The 14,846-nt window shown below is 72.8% G+C and carries 11 protein-coding genes and 1 pseudogene; 3 read left to right on the top strand and 9 right to left on the bottom strand.

All coding sequences use genetic code 11. From position 1 onward, the window contains the following. Positions 1 to 144: 144 nt before the first annotated feature. The 4 genes and pseudogenes from PV342_RS35465 to nrdR form a co-directional block, all read right to left on the bottom strand. Positions 145 to 609 (bottom strand): hypothetical protein, encoded by a 465-nt coding sequence (locus PV342_RS35465; RefSeq protein ID WP_400795473.1) that lies wholly within the window; start codon positions 607 to 609, stop codon positions 145 to 147. A gap of 88 nt (positions 610 to 697) precedes the next feature. Beyond that, positions 698 to 1,177, bottom strand: a pseudogene (locus tag PV342_RS35460) (M20/M25/M40 family metallo-hydrolase); the annotation flags it as partial. A gap of 219 nt (positions 1,178 to 1,396) precedes the next feature. After that, entirely contained in the window at positions 1,397 to 4,309 is a 2,913-nt protein-coding gene (locus PV342_RS35455) for a vitamin B12-dependent ribonucleotide reductase (RefSeq protein ID WP_329185329.1), read from the bottom strand. Positions 4,310 to 4,434: 125 nt separating this feature from the next. Continuing rightward, complete coding sequence (gene nrdR, locus PV342_RS35450; protein ID WP_018561833.1) at positions 4,435 to 4,947, bottom strand: transcriptional regulator NrdR; 513 nt, start codon at positions 4,945 to 4,947, stop codon at positions 4,435 to 4,437. Positions 4,948 to 5,482: 535 nt separating this feature from the next. Here nrdR and lexA point away from each other — a divergent pair. Both lexA and PV342_RS35440 read left to right on the top strand, forming a co-directional pair. Next, complete coding sequence (gene lexA, locus PV342_RS35445; protein WP_026251503.1) at positions 5,483 to 6,253, top strand: transcriptional repressor LexA; 771 nt, start codon at positions 5,483 to 5,485, stop codon at positions 6,251 to 6,253. Positions 6,254 to 6,370: 117 nt separating this feature from the next. After that, positions 6,371 to 6,508 carry a hypothetical protein gene (locus PV342_RS35440; RefSeq protein WP_400795466.1) on the top strand — a complete coding sequence of 46 codons (138 nt, stop codon included), beginning with the start codon at positions 6,371 to 6,373 and terminating at the stop codon, positions 6,506 to 6,508. Between the two features lie 66 nt (positions 6,509 to 6,574). Here the strand turns inward: PV342_RS35440 and PV342_RS35435 are convergent, their stop codons facing one another. The 5 genes from PV342_RS35435 to PV342_RS35415 all read right to left on the bottom strand — a co-directional run bounded on the left by PV342_RS35435 (position 6,575) and on the right by PV342_RS35415 (position 13,441). Beyond that, on the bottom strand, positions 6,575 to 7,144 hold the full coding sequence (locus tag PV342_RS35435; RefSeq protein ID WP_400795463.1) for a GNAT family N-acetyltransferase: 570 nt from the start codon (positions 7,142 to 7,144) through the stop codon (positions 6,575 to 6,577). A gap of 139 nt (positions 7,145 to 7,283) precedes the next feature. Beyond that, the gene (locus PV342_RS35430) at positions 7,284 to 9,272 is read right to left on the bottom strand and encodes an ATP-dependent DNA helicase (protein ID WP_386987447.1); all 1,989 of its coding nucleotides are present in this window, start codon (positions 9,270 to 9,272) and stop codon (positions 7,284 to 7,286) included. 82 nt (positions 9,273 to 9,354) lie between these two features. Then, on the bottom strand, positions 9,355 to 10,104 hold the full coding sequence (locus PV342_RS35425) for a GNAT family N-acetyltransferase (RefSeq protein ID WP_400795460.1): 750 nt from the start codon (positions 10,102 to 10,104) through the stop codon (positions 9,355 to 9,357). A 21-nt stretch (positions 10,105 to 10,125) separates the two neighbouring features. Further along, positions 10,126 to 11,991, bottom strand: coding sequence for an IucA/IucC family protein (locus PV342_RS35420; RefSeq protein ID WP_400795457.1), 1,866 nt, complete (start codon positions 11,989 to 11,991; stop codon positions 10,126 to 10,128). Between the two features lie 67 nt (positions 11,992 to 12,058). Further along, positions 12,059 to 13,441 carry a diaminobutyrate--2-oxoglutarate transaminase family protein gene (locus PV342_RS35415; RefSeq protein ID WP_500320280.1) on the bottom strand — a complete coding sequence of 461 codons (1,383 nt, stop codon included), beginning with the start codon at positions 13,439 to 13,441 and terminating at the stop codon, positions 12,059 to 12,061. 214 nt (positions 13,442 to 13,655) lie between these two features. On the opposite strand from PV342_RS35415, the gene PV342_RS35410 reads away from it, so the two are divergent. Beyond that, positions 13,656 to 14,831 carry a trypsin-like serine peptidase gene (locus PV342_RS35410; RefSeq protein WP_400795454.1) on the top strand — a complete coding sequence of 392 codons (1,176 nt, stop codon included), beginning with the start codon at positions 13,656 to 13,658 and terminating at the stop codon, positions 14,829 to 14,831. Positions 14,832 to 14,846 lie beyond the last annotated feature (15 nt).

Genomic DNA, 14,846 nt, shown 5'->3' with positions numbered 1-14,846 from the left:
GTCCTCGGCCCGCCACACCGTGCCCATACCGCCACGGCCGATCCGCTCCACCAGCCGGTACCTCCCGGCCACCAGGCGTCCGAGGTCGGACATCGCGCGATTCTCCTTGGTCATCCGGTGACGGGTCCCACCGGCCGGCCGGCCTCAGGACAGGGCGACGACCCGCGCCTCGGCGGGGCCGGAGTCGAAACGCAGGACGATGTCGTAGAGGTAGGTGTCGCCGGCCTCCGGGCCCAGGTCCGTGCGGGCACCGGGGCGCAGGAGGCCGGAGACGGTCTCGTGCCGTTCGCCCGGCGCCGAGCCGCTGATGGTGACGAGCCGCAGGGGCGTAGGGCCGGTGTTCTCCAGGGTGACGGTGCGGGTCCGCGGGCACGGCTCGGCCGAGCCGCCCGCGGGGCACCGGAAGCGCACGTCCCCGAAGTCGCCCAGCCCGCAGGAGACATCGGTGGCGTAGGTGATGTCCGACGAGCAGACCGCGCCGACCCGCAGACCGGCCGCGGGGCCGGCGTCGACCGGCGTCCCGTGGGCGTCGGACCCCCGCGGCTGTGCGACGGCGAACACGCCGAGAGCGGCCGTGGCGAGTGCGGCGGCCAGGAGGGCTCTGCGCACCGGGTGCTCCAATGGGCGAGGCGCGGTAAGAACGGCCTCGCGTTCCTCCGGGAATGACACGCGAATTCCAAGGATCCACTCCGGCCCGCTATCCGCGGTCGCCTCTCCCTGCGTAAGGGCGCATGAAATGGGCTTCGGCGACGGCGAGGCGCCGCAGTTCGTCGACGGAGACACTCTCGTCCACGGCGTGGATCTGCGCCTCGGGTTCGCAGAGTCCGATCAGGAGGACCTCGGCCCGGGGGTAGAGGGCGGCGAGGGTGTTGCACAGCGGGATCCCGCCTCCGAGCCCCGCGATGTCCATGTCGCGGCCGCTGTAGGCCGTCCGCATGGCGTCGGCCATGGCCGTGTAGGCGGGGCTCGAGGTGTCGGCGAGGAACGGCCCGCCCTGGGCGGCCTGCTCCACCGACACCCGCGCGCCCGCGACCGACCTGAACGCGACGAGTTCGGCGAGTTCGCTCCGCGCCGCCGGGATCAGCGAGGCGACGGTGCCGGCGATGGCGTCGGGGGACAACGGGTGCTCCTTGGCGTACGGGGAAGATCGCGCCGATCGCCGGAGGAGAGGAAACGCCTCCCCGTCACGGGAATTCGACAGCAATCGCCTCGACCCTATTCGCGTCCCCGCGAGCCCGGATAGAAAGCCCGTGCCACTTTCCGCGCCACCGGATTCCGCCCTCGTGCGGCCGAGGTGTCCGGCCCCGCGCCCGTACGGTCCCCGACACGCGCGTGTCCCCCCGGGGCGGAGCGCCTCGGGGGGACACGCGTGGGACGGCCGGATCAGGCTCCGGCGTCAGCTGCAGCCGCTGGTGGAGCCGCAGCCCTCGCACAGGTAGCAGCTGCCCGCGCGGCGCATCTTCGTGCCGCAGGAGAAGCAGAGCGGGGCGTCGGCGTTGAGGCCGAGCTGGATCTCCAGCAGCTCCGTCGAGTTGTGGGCGGTCTTCGGCGCCGGGGTCACCGCGACGGGCTCGGCCTCGGGCGCGGCGGCGGCCGGCTTGGGCGCCTCGGTCTGGCGCGGGGCGGACTGCGCCAGACCCTCGACGTCGACCTCCTCGGCGGCGGGCTCGTAGGAACCCGTGTCGAGGTGGCGCTGGCGCTCCTCGGCGGAGTGGATGCCGAGGGCGGAGCGGGTCTCGAAGGGCAGGAAGTCCAGCGCCAGGCGGCGGAAGATGTAGTCGACGATCGACTGCGCCATCCGCACGTCCGGATCGTCCGTGAGGCCGGCCGGCTCGAAGCGCATGTTGGTGAACTTCGAGACGTAGGTCTCCAGCGGCACGCCGTACTGCAGGCCCACCGAGACGGCGATGGAGAAGGCGTCCATCATGCCCGCGAGGGTCGAGCCCTGCTTGGACATCTTCAGGAAGACCTCGCCGAGACCGTCGTCCGGGTAGGAGTTGGCGGTCATGTAGCCCTCGGCGCCGCCCACCGTGAAGGAGGTGGTGATCCCCGGACGGCCCTTGGGGAGCCGGCGGCGGACCGGGCGGTACTCGACGACCTTCTCGACCGCGGCGGGGGCGGTCGCCGGCGCCTGCTCGGCCTTCTTCTCGTCCGCCTTCTTCTTGGCGGAGAGCGGCTGGCCGACCTTGCAGTTGTCGCGGTAGATCGCGAGCGCCTTCAGGCCGAGCTTCCAGCCCTCGTAGTAGATCTCCTCGATCTCCTCGACGCTCGCCGACTCCGGCATGTTGACCGTCTTGGAGATGGCGCCGGACAGGAACGGCTGGGTCGCGGCCATCATCCGGACGTGGCCCATCGGCGCGATGGAGCGCTCGCCCATGGCGCAGTCGAAGACCTCGTAGTGCTCGGGCTTCAGGCTGGGCGCGTCGATCACGCTGCCGTGCTCGGAGATGTGGGCGACGATCGCCTCGATCTGCTCCTGCTGGTAGCCGAGGCGGTGCAGGGCCTGCGGGACCGTGTTGTTCACGATCTGCATGGAGCCGCCGCCGACCAGCTTCTTGAACTTGACCAGGGCGAGGTCGGGCTCGATGCCGGTGGTGTCGCAGTCCATCATCAGGCCGATGGTGCCGGTCGGGGCCAGCAGGGAGGCCTGCGCGTTGCGGAATCCGTTCTTCTCGCCGAGGCGCAGAACGTCCTGCCAGGCCTCGGTGGCCGCGGCCCAGACCGGGGTGTCCAGGTCGTCCATCCGCGTGGCGACGGCGTTGGCGTCGGAGTGCTGCTTCATGACGCGCTTGTGGGACGTGGCGTTGCGGGCGTAGCCGTCGTACGGGCCGACGACCGCGGCGAGCTCCGCGGAACGCTTGTAGGAGGTGCCGGTCATCAGGGAGGTGATGGCACCGGCGAGCGCGCGGCCGCCCTCGGAGTCGTAGGCGTGGCCGGTCGCCATCAGCAGCGCGCCGAGGTTGGCGTAGCCGACGCCGAGCTGGCGGAAGGCGCGGGTGGTCTCGCCGATCTTCTGGGTCGGGAAGTCCGCGAAGGAGATGGAGATGTCCATCGCGGTGATGACGAGCTCGACGACCTTGGCGAAGCGCACGGCGTCGAAGCGCTGGTTGCCCTTGCCGTCGTCGTCGAGGAACTTCATCAGGTTCAGCGAGGCGAGGTTGCAGGACGAGTTGTCCAGGTGCATGTACTCGCTGCAGGGGTTGGACGCGGTGATGCGGCCGGTCTCCGGCGTGGTGTGCCAGTGGTTGATGACGTCGTCGTACTGGATGCCGGGGTCGGCGCAGGCCCAGGCGGCCTCGGCCAGCCTGCGGAAGAGGGCCCTGGCGTCGACCTCCTCGATGACCTCGCCGGTCATCCGGGCGCGCAGCCCGAACTTGGCGCCGTTCTCGTACGCCTTCATGAACTCTTCGTTCACGCGGACGGAGTTGTTGGCGTTCTGGTACTGGACGGACGCGATGTCGTCGCCGCCCAGGTCCATGTCGAAGCCCGCGTCGCGCAGGGCGCGGATCTTCTCCTCCTCCTTCACCTTGGTCTCGATGAAGGCTTCGACGTCCGGGTGGTCGACGTCCAGGACGACCATCTTGGCCGCCCGGCGGGTGGCGCCACCGGACTTGATGGTGCCGGCGGAGGCGTCGGCGCCGCGCATGAAGGAGACGGGACCGGAGGCGTTGCCACCGGAGGAGAGCAGCTCCTTGGAGGAGCGGATGCGGGAGAGGTTCAGGCCGGCGCCGGAGCCGCCCTTGAAGATCATCCCCTCTTCCTTGTACCAGTCGAGGATGGACTCCATGGAGTCGTCGACCGAGAGGATGAAGCACGCCGAGACCTGCTGCGGCTGGGCGGTGCCGACGTTGAACCAGACCGGGGAGTTGAAGCTGAAGACCTGGTGGAGCAGGGCCCAGGTGAGCTCGTGCTCGAAGATCTCCGCGTCGGCGGGCGACGCGAAGTAGCCGTGGTCCTCGCCGGCCTTGCGGTACGTCGTGACCACGCGGTCGATCAGCTGGCGGAGGCTGCTCTCACGCTGCGGGGAACCGACGGCGCCGCGGAAGTACTTGCTGGTGACGATGTTGACCGCGTTCACCGACCAGGAGTCGGGGAACTCCACGCCGCGCTGCTCGAAGTTGATCGAGCCGTCGCGCCAGTTGGTCATGACGACGTCACGGCGTTCCCAGACCACCTCGTCGTAGGGGTGCGTCCCCGGGGTGGTGTGGATGCGCTCGATGCGCAGGCCCTTGGCGGCGGGGGCCGCCGCGGCCGCCTTGCCGGCCTTGGCTCGGGAACCCCGTGCCGGGCCGCTCGTCGTCTCTGTCATGTGCCGCCTCCCATTACAGGCATTACAGGTAAAACGCCCTGAAGCGCCGCGGTCTTCCCGCGTCTGTGTCTCTCACGGCCGGTGCACCCCCAGGTGCCCGGCAAGTCCGGTGCCGGTGCGCGCCGCTATGGCGCGGCGACGGTGGCGGTGGGGACGGCTCCGTCCCGGTCCCGCCCTCCGGTGTCGCCCGGCGGCCCCTGGTCGCGCAGCTCGGCGATCGCCGCCTCGAAGTCCTCGAGCGAGTCGAAGGCCCGGTAGACCGAGGCGAACCGCAGATAGGCGACCAGATCCAGGTCCTTCAGCGGGCCGAGTATGGCCAGTCCGACGTCGTGGGTCGACAGCTCGGCGCTGCCCGTGGCACGTACCGCCTCCTCGACGCGCTGCCCGAGCTGGGCGAGGGCGTCCTCGGTGACGGGCCGGCCCTGGCAGGCCTTGCGGACCCCGGCGATGACCTTGTTGCGGCTGAAGGGTTCGGTGACCCCGCTGCGCTTGATCACCATCAGCGAGGCCGTCTCCACGGTGGTGAAGCGGCGGCCGCAGTCGGGGCACTGCCGGCGACGGCGGATCGAGGTGCCGTCGTCGGTGGTCCGGCTGTCGACGACGCGACTGTCGGGGTGTCGGCAGAAGGGGCAGTGCATCGTTTCCCTCTCCCTCCCTCACCCACGGTGAGCGCACGACTTCTGAGCCCGAGGGGCCGGTGACGGCCCCGCGAAGCAGCCACAAGCATAGGCGATCCGGAAGGGCTTGATGACCCGGGGACCACTACTTGTGGGGGCTGCACACCATCCAACCACTAGATCTGGTGGCGTGGTGGCCACATGCGCCCATCGCACGAACCGCGTGTCGCGGCCCGCTGACGGGACGGGAGCCTACGCGACGCGGCGCTTACCGGGAGAGCCGGGGCGCGAGTGACACACTGGGTGTACGCATCGTCACGGCTCGCGCATCATGGGACTGTGCGGAAGGACGGGGGCGCCGGCGCAATACCAGCCCGGGGAAACGGCGTTCGGCTCCCGAATGCGGAGCGAATTCGAATTCACATTCGATCAATACCATCTACACCTTGATCGCGACAGCGGATCCATGCAAATTCACTCGAACGTGTGTTTGGCGCAACCTTTCGAAAGCAACTACCGTTGTCCTACTAGGGAGAACATCTCGAGAGGGGCCGCCGTGACCACCACCGCCGACAGCGCCGCATTGACCGCCCATGACCGCCCCCAGGACCGGGTACGCCCGATGGAAGCGATGAACGACGAGACGCCAAAGCCCGCGCGAGCGCTACCCGGACGACCTCCAGGAATCCGGGCGGACAGCTCCGGACTCACCGACCGCCAAAGGCGCGTCATCGAGGTGATCCGGGATTCCGTCCAGCGGCGCGGATACCCGCCGTCCATGCGCGAGATCGGCCAGGCCGTCGGGCTGTCGAGCACCTCGTCGGTCGCCCATCAGCTCATGGCCCTGGAGCGCAAGGGATTCCTCCGGCGCGACCCCCATCGCCCCCGGGCGTACGAGGTGCGCGCCTCCGACTCCACGCAGGCGCAGCCAACGGACACCGCCGGGAAGCCGTCCGCGTCGTACGTCCCGCTGGTGGGCCGGATCGCCGCCGGCGGCCCGATCCTCGCCGAGGAGTCCGTCGAGGACGTGTTCCCGCTCCCCCGCCAGCTGGTGGGCGACGGCGAGCTGTTCGTCCTGAAGGTCGTCGGCGACTCGATGATCGAGGCCGCCATCTGCGACGGCGACTGGGTGACCGTGCGCCGTCAGCCGGTCGCGGAGAACGGCGACATCGTCGCCGCGATGATCGAGGGAGAGGCCACGGTCAAGCGCTTCAAGCGCGAGGACGGGCATGTGTGGCTGATGCCCCACAACGCTGCGTACCAGCCCATTCCCGGGGACGAGGCGACCATCCTCGGCAAGGTGGTGGCGGTGCTGCGCCGGGTCTGACCCAGGACCCGCCCGTGACCGGGCCCCGGAACCTCTGCGCCGGTTCCGGGGCCCCGTTGTGTGCCGGGGGCTGCTCCCGCTGTGCCGCCGGGGTGCCCGGTCGACGAACACCAGACGATGCTTCGGGCCAGCACCGGCCTCGCGGCGGCGATCGCCGCCGCGCCGCTCCCGCAGCGCAGACTCCTGCTGCGCCTCCCATGCCGGGGCGAGCTCAGCGACGAGTTCGGCAAGATGCTGTCGGGATATGCCCGATAGGGCAGGATGAGACAAGGCCGTGCGGGCTGATGACTTCACATCCACGGGCGCCGCGCCTCGCGCCGCCTACGCCTGCCGCCGCTCCCACTGCTCCTTCGTGATCTCGTACCGCACACCCCCGTGCTCGGAACCCTCGACCGCCATCATGTCGTCCGGCGTGGGGATGCTCTCCGCGAGCGTCATCCCGAGCTTCTCCATGACGTTGCGCGAAGGGCGGTTCACGGTCATCGTCTCGGCCCAGACCATGCGGATGCCGAGCTCGGCGAACCCCTTCGCCAGTAGCGCCTGCGAGACCTCGGTGGCGTAGCCCCGGCCCCAGGCCGCCTGGCGCAGGCGGTAGCCGAGTTCGGCCTCCTCACGCGGGCCGCTGCGCAGCGGACGCAGGCAGAACCAGCCGACGAACGCGCCGCCGTCCTTCTCGTACGCCGCGAACAGGCCGAGGTCGTGACCCCAGCGCTCGTAGCCGGCGAGGATGCCGGGGATGGCGAGGTCGCGGACCTCCTCCGGCGGGGTCGGAGCGCCGCCGGTCAGGTAGCGCATCACCGCCGGGTCGCTGTCCAGCTCGATCAGCAGGTCCGCGTCGGCGGCGGCGAAGGGGCGCAGGGTCAGGCGCTCGGACTCGAGGTAGGTGGTCACGTGAGGATCATGGCCGAGACGGGTCTGACGGTCCAAGGCGTTTTCGGGCTGCGTCTGTCACCGGGGCTGGAGGAGCAGCAGCATGGCACTGCCGCCTGCACGTCAGGCCAAGGACCCGCCTCCATCGCTCCCCAAGTCGTTACTCGGCCGCCGGGGCGGCGGCGTCGATGGCCGCCAGTGAGCGGCGGACCTGGTTGCGGTCGGTCGTCTGCCAGAAGTCCGGCATCGAGGCCTTGATGAAGCTGCCGTAGCGTGCCGTGACCAGCCGGGGGTCGAGCACGGCGACGACCCCGCGGTCCCCGGAGGCGCGCACCAGCCGGCCGGCGCCCTGGGCCATCAGCAGGGCCGCGTGCGTGGCGGCGACCGCCATGAAGCCGTTGCCGCCCTTCTCCTCGACCGCCTTCTGGCGTGCGCTCATCAGCGGGTCGTCGGGGCGGGGGAACGGGATCCGGTCCATGACCACCAACTGGCAGTTCGGCCCGGGCACATCCACCCCCTGCCACAGCGAGAGGGTGCCGAACAGGCAGGTGCGGGCATCCGAGGCGAAGCGGCGGATCAGCTCGCCCAGGGTCTCCTCGCCCTGCAGCAGGATCGGGTGGTCGATACGGCCGCGCAGCGCCTCGGCGGCGGCCTGGGCCGCGCGCATGGACGAGAACAGCCCGAGTGTGCGGCCGCCCGCGGCCTCGATCAGCTCGGCGAGCTCGTCCAGCATGTCCTCGCGGCCGCTGTCCCGGCCGGGCTGGGACAGATGGCGGGCGACGTAGAGGATGCCCTGCTTGGGGTAGTCGAAGGGCGAGCCGACGTCGAGGCCCTTCCACTCCGGCGGATCCTCCTCCCCCTCGGCGGCCATGGTGCCCTCCGGGGCCAGCCCGAGCGAGGCCGCGACCCCGTTGAAGTCGGCGCCCAGCCGGAGCGTGGCGGAGGTCAGGACGACGGAGCGCTCGGTGAACAGCTTCTCCCGCAGCAGCCCGGAGACGCTGAGCGGGGCGACCCGCAGCGAGGCGCCGAAGCGGTCGTGGCGCTCGTACCAGACGACGTCGTACTCGGAGCCCTCGACGATGCGCTCGGCGACCTCGTGGACGTTCTCCGTGGCGGCGAGGGCCATCTTCCGTACCGCGTCCTCGTCCTGCACGGAGCGGTCACGGGTCTCGCCGAGCGAGGTGATGACCTGCCGGCAGGCGTCGCGCAGCGCCATCAGGGCGTAGCGGAGGTCCTCGGGCAGCTCCTCGAGACGCCCCGGGAGGGCGAGTTCCATGAGCCGCTCGAAGCCCTCCGAAGCGCTCATCAGGGCGTCGGCGGCCTTCTCGTTGACCAGCTTCGCCGCGAGCTTCACGGTCCGGTTGACCCGGCCGGGGGTGAGCTCGCCGGTGGCGACGCCGGTGACCCGGGAGACCAGTTCGTGGGCCTCGTCGACGACGAGCACCTCGTGGGAGGGCAGGACGGGCGCGCCTTCGAGGGCGTCGATGGCCAGCAGCGCGTGGTTGGTGACGACGACGTCGGCGAGCTTGGCGCGCTCGCGCGCCGCCTCCGCGAAGCACTCGGCACCGTACGCGCAGCGCGAGGCGCCCAGGCACTCACGGGAGGTCACCGAGACCTGCTGCCAGGCGCGGTCGGAGACACCGGGGGTCAGGTCGTCGCGGTCGCCGTTCTCCGTCTCGTCCGCCCAGTCGCGCAGCCGGAGCAGGTCCTGGCCGAGCTTGCTGGTCGGCGCGGCGGCCTCGAACTGGTCGAAGAGCCCGTCGCCCTCGTCCTGCGGCACGCCCTCGTGGAGCCGGTGCAGGCACAGGTAGTTGGAGCGGCCCTTGAGCATCGCGAACTGCGGTTCGCGGCGCAGCAGCGGCTGCAGCGCGTCGACGGTGCGCGGCAGGTCGCGCTCGACGAGCTGGCGCTGCAGGGCCAGGGTCGCGGTGGCGACCACCACACGCTCGCCGTGGGCCAGCGCGGGAACCAGATAACCGAGCGACTTGCCGGTGCCGGTGCCGGCCTGGACGAGCAGGTGGGAGCCGTTGTCCACGGCTTCGGCGACGGCTTCGGCCATGGCGACCTGGCCGGGCCGCTCCACCCCGCCGACCGCGGTGACGGCGGCGTGGAGGAGGTCGGTGAGGGCGGGCTTCGAGGGCTGTGTCATAGGGGGTCCAGCCTACGGGGCGGCACCGACAGCGCGGTCGCCACCACCGGCCGTCCGCCGGTCCCCCCGCGGGACCGGCGGGTCACAGGACGTGGCGCAGTACGCGGTCGCGGACCAGCAGCGCGGCCCGCTTGCCGGGCAGCTCGACCTCCGCCGAGAAGCGGAATCCGGCGGTGAGGAAGGCGGCCACGGACGGGGTGTTGCGCAGGTCCGGCTCGGCGATCACCCGGGTGCAGCGGGGGCGGCGGCGCAGGACGTGGTCGGCGACGGCCCGCAGCAGGGTGCCCCCGAGACCGCGGGCCCGGTCGGCGACGGGCCCGATGAGCAGGTGGAGCCCGGTGTCGTGGGGGCGGGCCGGGTAGTGGCGGGCCAGCGGGTCGAGGTCGGCCCGGTAGACCTCCCAGTAGCTCATGGGCACCCCGTCCAGGACCCCGACACAGGGCACGCTGCGCCCGTCGCCGTCGAGCTGGGCGCGCAGGTGCCGCTCGGCGACCTCGGGCCGGCCCGCGAGCTCCCAGAACTCCGCGACGGCCGGGTCGTTCATCCAGCGGGCGATGACGGACAGGTCGCGCTCGGGGCGTACGGGGACGAGCTGGAAGGTGCCCGCGGGGGTGCCGACCGGGCCCCAGTCGGCTACCCCGTCGAGGAGGTCGTCGAGCGGGGTCGCGGAGCCCGCGCGGTCGTCGGCGGTGACGTCCTCGTCGAAGAGGGCGCGGACCTCGGGGGGCAGTTCGAGGTCGAGGGTGTCGTCCGCGTTCTCGTCGCAGGGGTCCAGGGGGTCGGCGGTCGCCGCCGGGGAGGCGGGGGCGCGGGTGGGGTCGGCGGTCGCCACGGTGGTCGCGGCCTCCTCTCGTCAGGCGGTCAGCGGGTTGGGGACGGTGACGTAGACGGACTGGGTGTCGACGGGGCCGACCAGCTCGTCGATCCCGTGCAGCCGCGTGAGGAGATTGGCCTTGCAGCGCAGCAGGGGTTCGGCCAGCAGCCGCGCGGGCAGGCCGGAGCGGCCGGCGCGCGCGGCCTGTTCCAGGAAGCGGCGCAGGGCGGCGAGGAGCACCCGTTCGTCGGCGAGGCGCTGGGAGCCGAGGGCGCCGACGAGGCCGAGGACGTTGTTGACGCCGAGGTAGTAGGCGAAGCGCTCGTCCGCGACGGCGTCGGCGACGAAGGTGTCGCTGCTCTCGCCGGCCCCGGGCAGCAGGGCGGTGAGGCCGGCGCGCGCGGACTCGCGGAAGTAGTAGCCCTGGTTGTCGCGGTAGCGGCCGCCGGACGGCCAGCCCTCGGCGTCGAGGACGACCAGGGTGTTCTGCTGGTGGGCCTCCAGGGCGATGCCCGCCTGGCCGTCGAGCCACAGGACGGGCCGGACCACGGCGTCGAGGTAGCGCAGGAACCACTCGGTGGCGACGGCCGCCACCGGTCGTCCGGTACGGGAGGCGAGCCGGGCCAGCAGTTCGGCGAGCCGGGACCGCAGGACGCCGCCGCCGTCCGGGGCGGGGCGGGGGGCGGTGAGGCCGGCGAGGCAGCGCACCTCGTCGCGGGGGCCGAAGGGGTTGTGCCGCAGGACGACGTCGAGGCCGGGCACGGGGACGCCCGCCGCGGTGCCGACGGCCAGCCAGGCGGGGTCGCGCACGATGTCGAACCCGGGGTGTGCGGCGTGCCAGCGCGCGGCGAGGCCGGCCCGGAGCAGCCGGTGCACCTCGACGCCGCGGTGGAGCTCCTTGCGGAGGTTCTCGCGTCGGGAGTTGGTGATCCGCAGGGCCAGCGAAAGCTTGAGCATCGCGCGGGCGCCGGGCCGGTACACGGTGCGCAGCGAGGACGTGGGGTGCCAGGGGTCGCCGGCGGCGCCGAGGTCGTGGAGGAGTCCGGCCTCCAGCAGTGCCCGCACCCCGGGGCGGTGGGCGACCTCGCGGGCCTGCCAGGGGTGGAGCGGGAGCGGCACGGTGCCCGCGGGGAGCCGCCGGACGAGTTCCGGTCCGGCGAGGGCCGCCAGCAGCTGCTCGGCGGGGAGGGGGCGGCCGCGTTCGGTCCAGGCCGAGTCGGTGGCCAGGAGCGAGCGGTGCACGGACAGCCAGTGCAGGGGGAAGGCCCCGCGCAGCTCCGGGGCGTACACCGCGGCCTCGGCCTCGGTGATCCCTTCCCGGCCCTTGGGCGCGGGGTGCAGCGGGTGGCCCAGGACGAGGGCCTGCTCGGCGTCGAGGAAGGGGTCGGTGCCGTGGGGGGCGGCGGGGCGGGCGCGGCGGGCGGCGAGGAACGCGGCGGTCTGGCGTACGGAGTCGGCGACGCGCGCGACGAGGCCGGCGCCGTCCGGGCCGGTCGCGGAGGCTTCCCGGGCGAGCAGCGCGGCGAGGGTCACGGCGTCCAGCGGGGTGCCTCCGGCGGCGGGCCGCGGGGCGCCGAAGCGGTGGTGGCCGACGGCCGACCGGTGGTGGACCGGGACGAGGAGTTCGGTGCCGCTCGCGGGGAGCGGCACGCGCAGGGTGCGGCCGTCCGGCTCGGGCTGCAGCCCCGTCTCGCGGACCCAGCAGCGCAGCAGGGCCTCCGTGCCCGCGGCGTCGGCGGCGGCCCACGGATCCGTCTGCTCCAGCGGGTCGGCGCCGGGCGACGGGGCGGGCGGCGCCGGCGGCCCGGCGTGGCCCGGCAGCGCGGTGTCGCCCTGCGGTTCGGCCGCGGCGGCGCGCTGCTGGGGGACGGCCACGGTGGCTTCGTCGCCGGGACGTAGGGTCATCGCTTCGCTCCGTGAGGGGTCGGCGTCCGGTGGGATCCGCCCCGGAACGGGGCCGGTGGGCGCAAGGTCACACCCGGACCGCCGTCGCCGCGGCGAGGGCGTCGGCGAGGCGGTCGAGGACTGCTTCTGACTGTTCTTCGGTGATCGTCAGCGGCGGCAGCAGCCGGATCACGCTGGCGTCCCGGCCGCCGAGTTCGACGATGAGCCCGCGGTCGAGGGCGGCCCGGCGGACGGCCGCCGCGAGGCGCGGCGCGGTCGGGGGGACGCCCAGGGGGCCGGCGGCCGCTTCCGGGTCGACGAGTTCGACGCCGATCATGAGGCCGCGGCCGCGGACGTCGCCGACGCAGGGGTGCTCTGCGGCCAGGCCCCGCAGCCGGGCGAGCATGCGGTCCCCGAGCAGGGCGGCACGCTCGGCGAGGCCGTTGCGCCGCACATAGGCGAGGGTGGCGGTGCCCGCGGCCATGGCGAGCTGGTTGCCGCGGAAGGTGCCCGCGTGGGCGCCGGGCTGCCAGCAGTCGAGTTCCTCGCGGTAGACGATGACGGCGAGCGGGAGGCTCCCGCCGATCGCCTTGGAGAGGACCATCACGTCCGGGACGATCCCGCTGTGCTCGACGGCCCGGAAGGTCCCGGTGCGCCCTACTCCGGTCTGCACCTCGTCGGCGATGAGCGGGATGCCGCGGGCGGCGGTCGTCTCGCGCATCCGCCGCAGCCAGGTGTCGGGGGCGGGGATGACACCGCCCTCGCCCTGTACGGGTTCGAGGAGCATGCCCGCGGGGGGCTGGATGCCGCCCTTGGGGTCGTCGAGGAGGTTCTCCGTCAGCCGGGCGGAGAGCTCGGCGCCGTCGTCGCCGCCGACGCCGAACGGGCAGCGGTAGTCGTACGGGTACGGGAGCCGGGTGATCCGCGCGTCGGCGGTGCCCGCCGCGCCGCGGACTGCGGTGTCGCCCGTGGCGGCGAGGGCGGCGGCCGTCATGCCGTGGTAGCCGCCGGAGAAGGCGAGCAGTCCGCCGCGGCCGGTGGCGGTGCGGACGAGCTTGAGGGCGGCCTCGACGGCATCGGTGCCGGCCGGCCCGCAGAACTGGATGCGCCCGTGGTCGGCGAGTTGACGCGGCAGGGTCTCGAAGAGGGCGGTGGTGAAGGCGTCCTTGACGGGGGTGGCGAGGTCCAGCACGTGGAGCGGGGCGCCGGAGTCGAGGACGGCGCGGATGGCCTCCAGGACGACGGGGTGGTTGTGGCCCAGGGCGAGAGTGCCGGCGCCGGAGAGGCAGTCGAGGTAGCGGCGGCCGTCGGCGCCCTCGATGGTCATGCCGCGGGCCCGCACGGGGACGACGGGCAGCGAGCGGGCGTAGGTGCGGGCGGCGGACTCGCGCTGGGACTGGCGCCGCAGGATGCCCGCGGTGTCCTCGGACTCGCCCTCGCGCGCCGCGGGTCGGCACCTCGCGCTCGGCATGGCGGCCACGTGCTCACTCCTCGGTGTCGGCGCTTGCGTTCCCGGAGCTACCAACGAGGCACGCGCTTACCGGCAACTGCCTGGGGCCGAGATCCTGGCGAGGAACCGCCGGCGCGGCGTCAGCCGTCCTCTCGTCGAGGGCATGGTGAGGGGGTGCCCTCCAGTGGGCAGACGACGTGTTGACGATGTGTTGACAACAGGGGGGCCACAACCCATGGCACCGATAAGCCGGTTGGCCGCTGCCGCCGTCGCCGCGGCACTGCTCGCCGTGACCGCGACGGCCTGCGGCCCGTCCGACGACAACGCCGACGCCAAGCCGAGCCCGACGCCCACCGCGACGTCCGGGGACGGCGGACTCCAACTGCCGACCGCCCTCCCGAGCAGCCTCGACGACCTGGACAAGTGGGCCGACGCGCTGAAGGACGGCGGCTGGAAGAACTGGGACAAGGACAAGTGGCTGCGCGACGCGGCCGACTTCATCAACCCCGTCATCAAGGACCTCTGGGACGCCGACCGGCTCCGCAACGCCGACGGGACCCCGGACGACGAGCAACGGCCCGACCTGGGGCGGGCCGACGACGGCGCCACCGACCCGGAGCCCGCCGCGATCCGGGCGCAGCGCCTTGCGACCCCGTACCACGATGCCTCCCCGGCCACGGGCAAGCTGCTCTTCGACATGCCCGACGGCCAGGCGGTCTGCTCGGCCACGGTGGTGAGCGACCCGGCGAACCCCGGCCGCAGCAACCTGGTGTGGACGGCGGGCCACTGCGTGCACGCGGGCGCGCGGGGCGGGTGGTACCGCAACATCGTCTTCGTGCCGTCCTTCAACGACACGGGCCTGAGCGGCGCCGCGCTGCGGAGCGCCGGCAAGGAGCAGCTCGCCCCCTACGGCACATGGTGGGCGACGAAGGCGGGGACCTCCCAGCAGTGGATCGACGGGGGCGGGGAGTCCTCGCAGACCAGTTCCGCCTACCCCTACGACTTCGCGGTGCTGAAGGTGACCGATCCGGACTCGGACAAGTCGCTGGAGGAGACGGTGGGGGCCTCGGTGCCCGTCTGGTTCGACGCGCCCACCTCGGCCGCCATCGACTCCATGGACATCCGCGGCTACCCGGCGGCGGCCCCCTTCGACGGCTTCGGCTACCAGCAGTACCACTGCTCGGGCGACCCGGTCCGGCTCGCCCTGGACTCGCGGGCGCCGACGATGCACTGGCTGGGCTGCACCATGACGGCGGGCTCGTCCGGCGGCGGCTGGTTCGCCCGGAAGCCGAACGGAGAACAGGCCCTGGTCAGCAACACCTCGATCGGTCCGCAGGACGGCCCCCGCTGGCTGGCGGGACCGCGTCTGGGTTCCGAGGCCGAGGAGGTGTTCGACGCCGTCCGCGGCTGACACCGCCGCCCGGAC

Source organism: Streptomyces sp. PA03-3a (assembly GCF_033792735.1).
GTDB lineage: Bacteria > Actinomycetota > Actinomycetes > Streptomycetales > Streptomycetaceae > Actinacidiphila.
The sequence above is the reverse complement of the archived record's forward strand: the minus strand, read 5'-3'. Positions and strand labels throughout refer to the sequence as shown.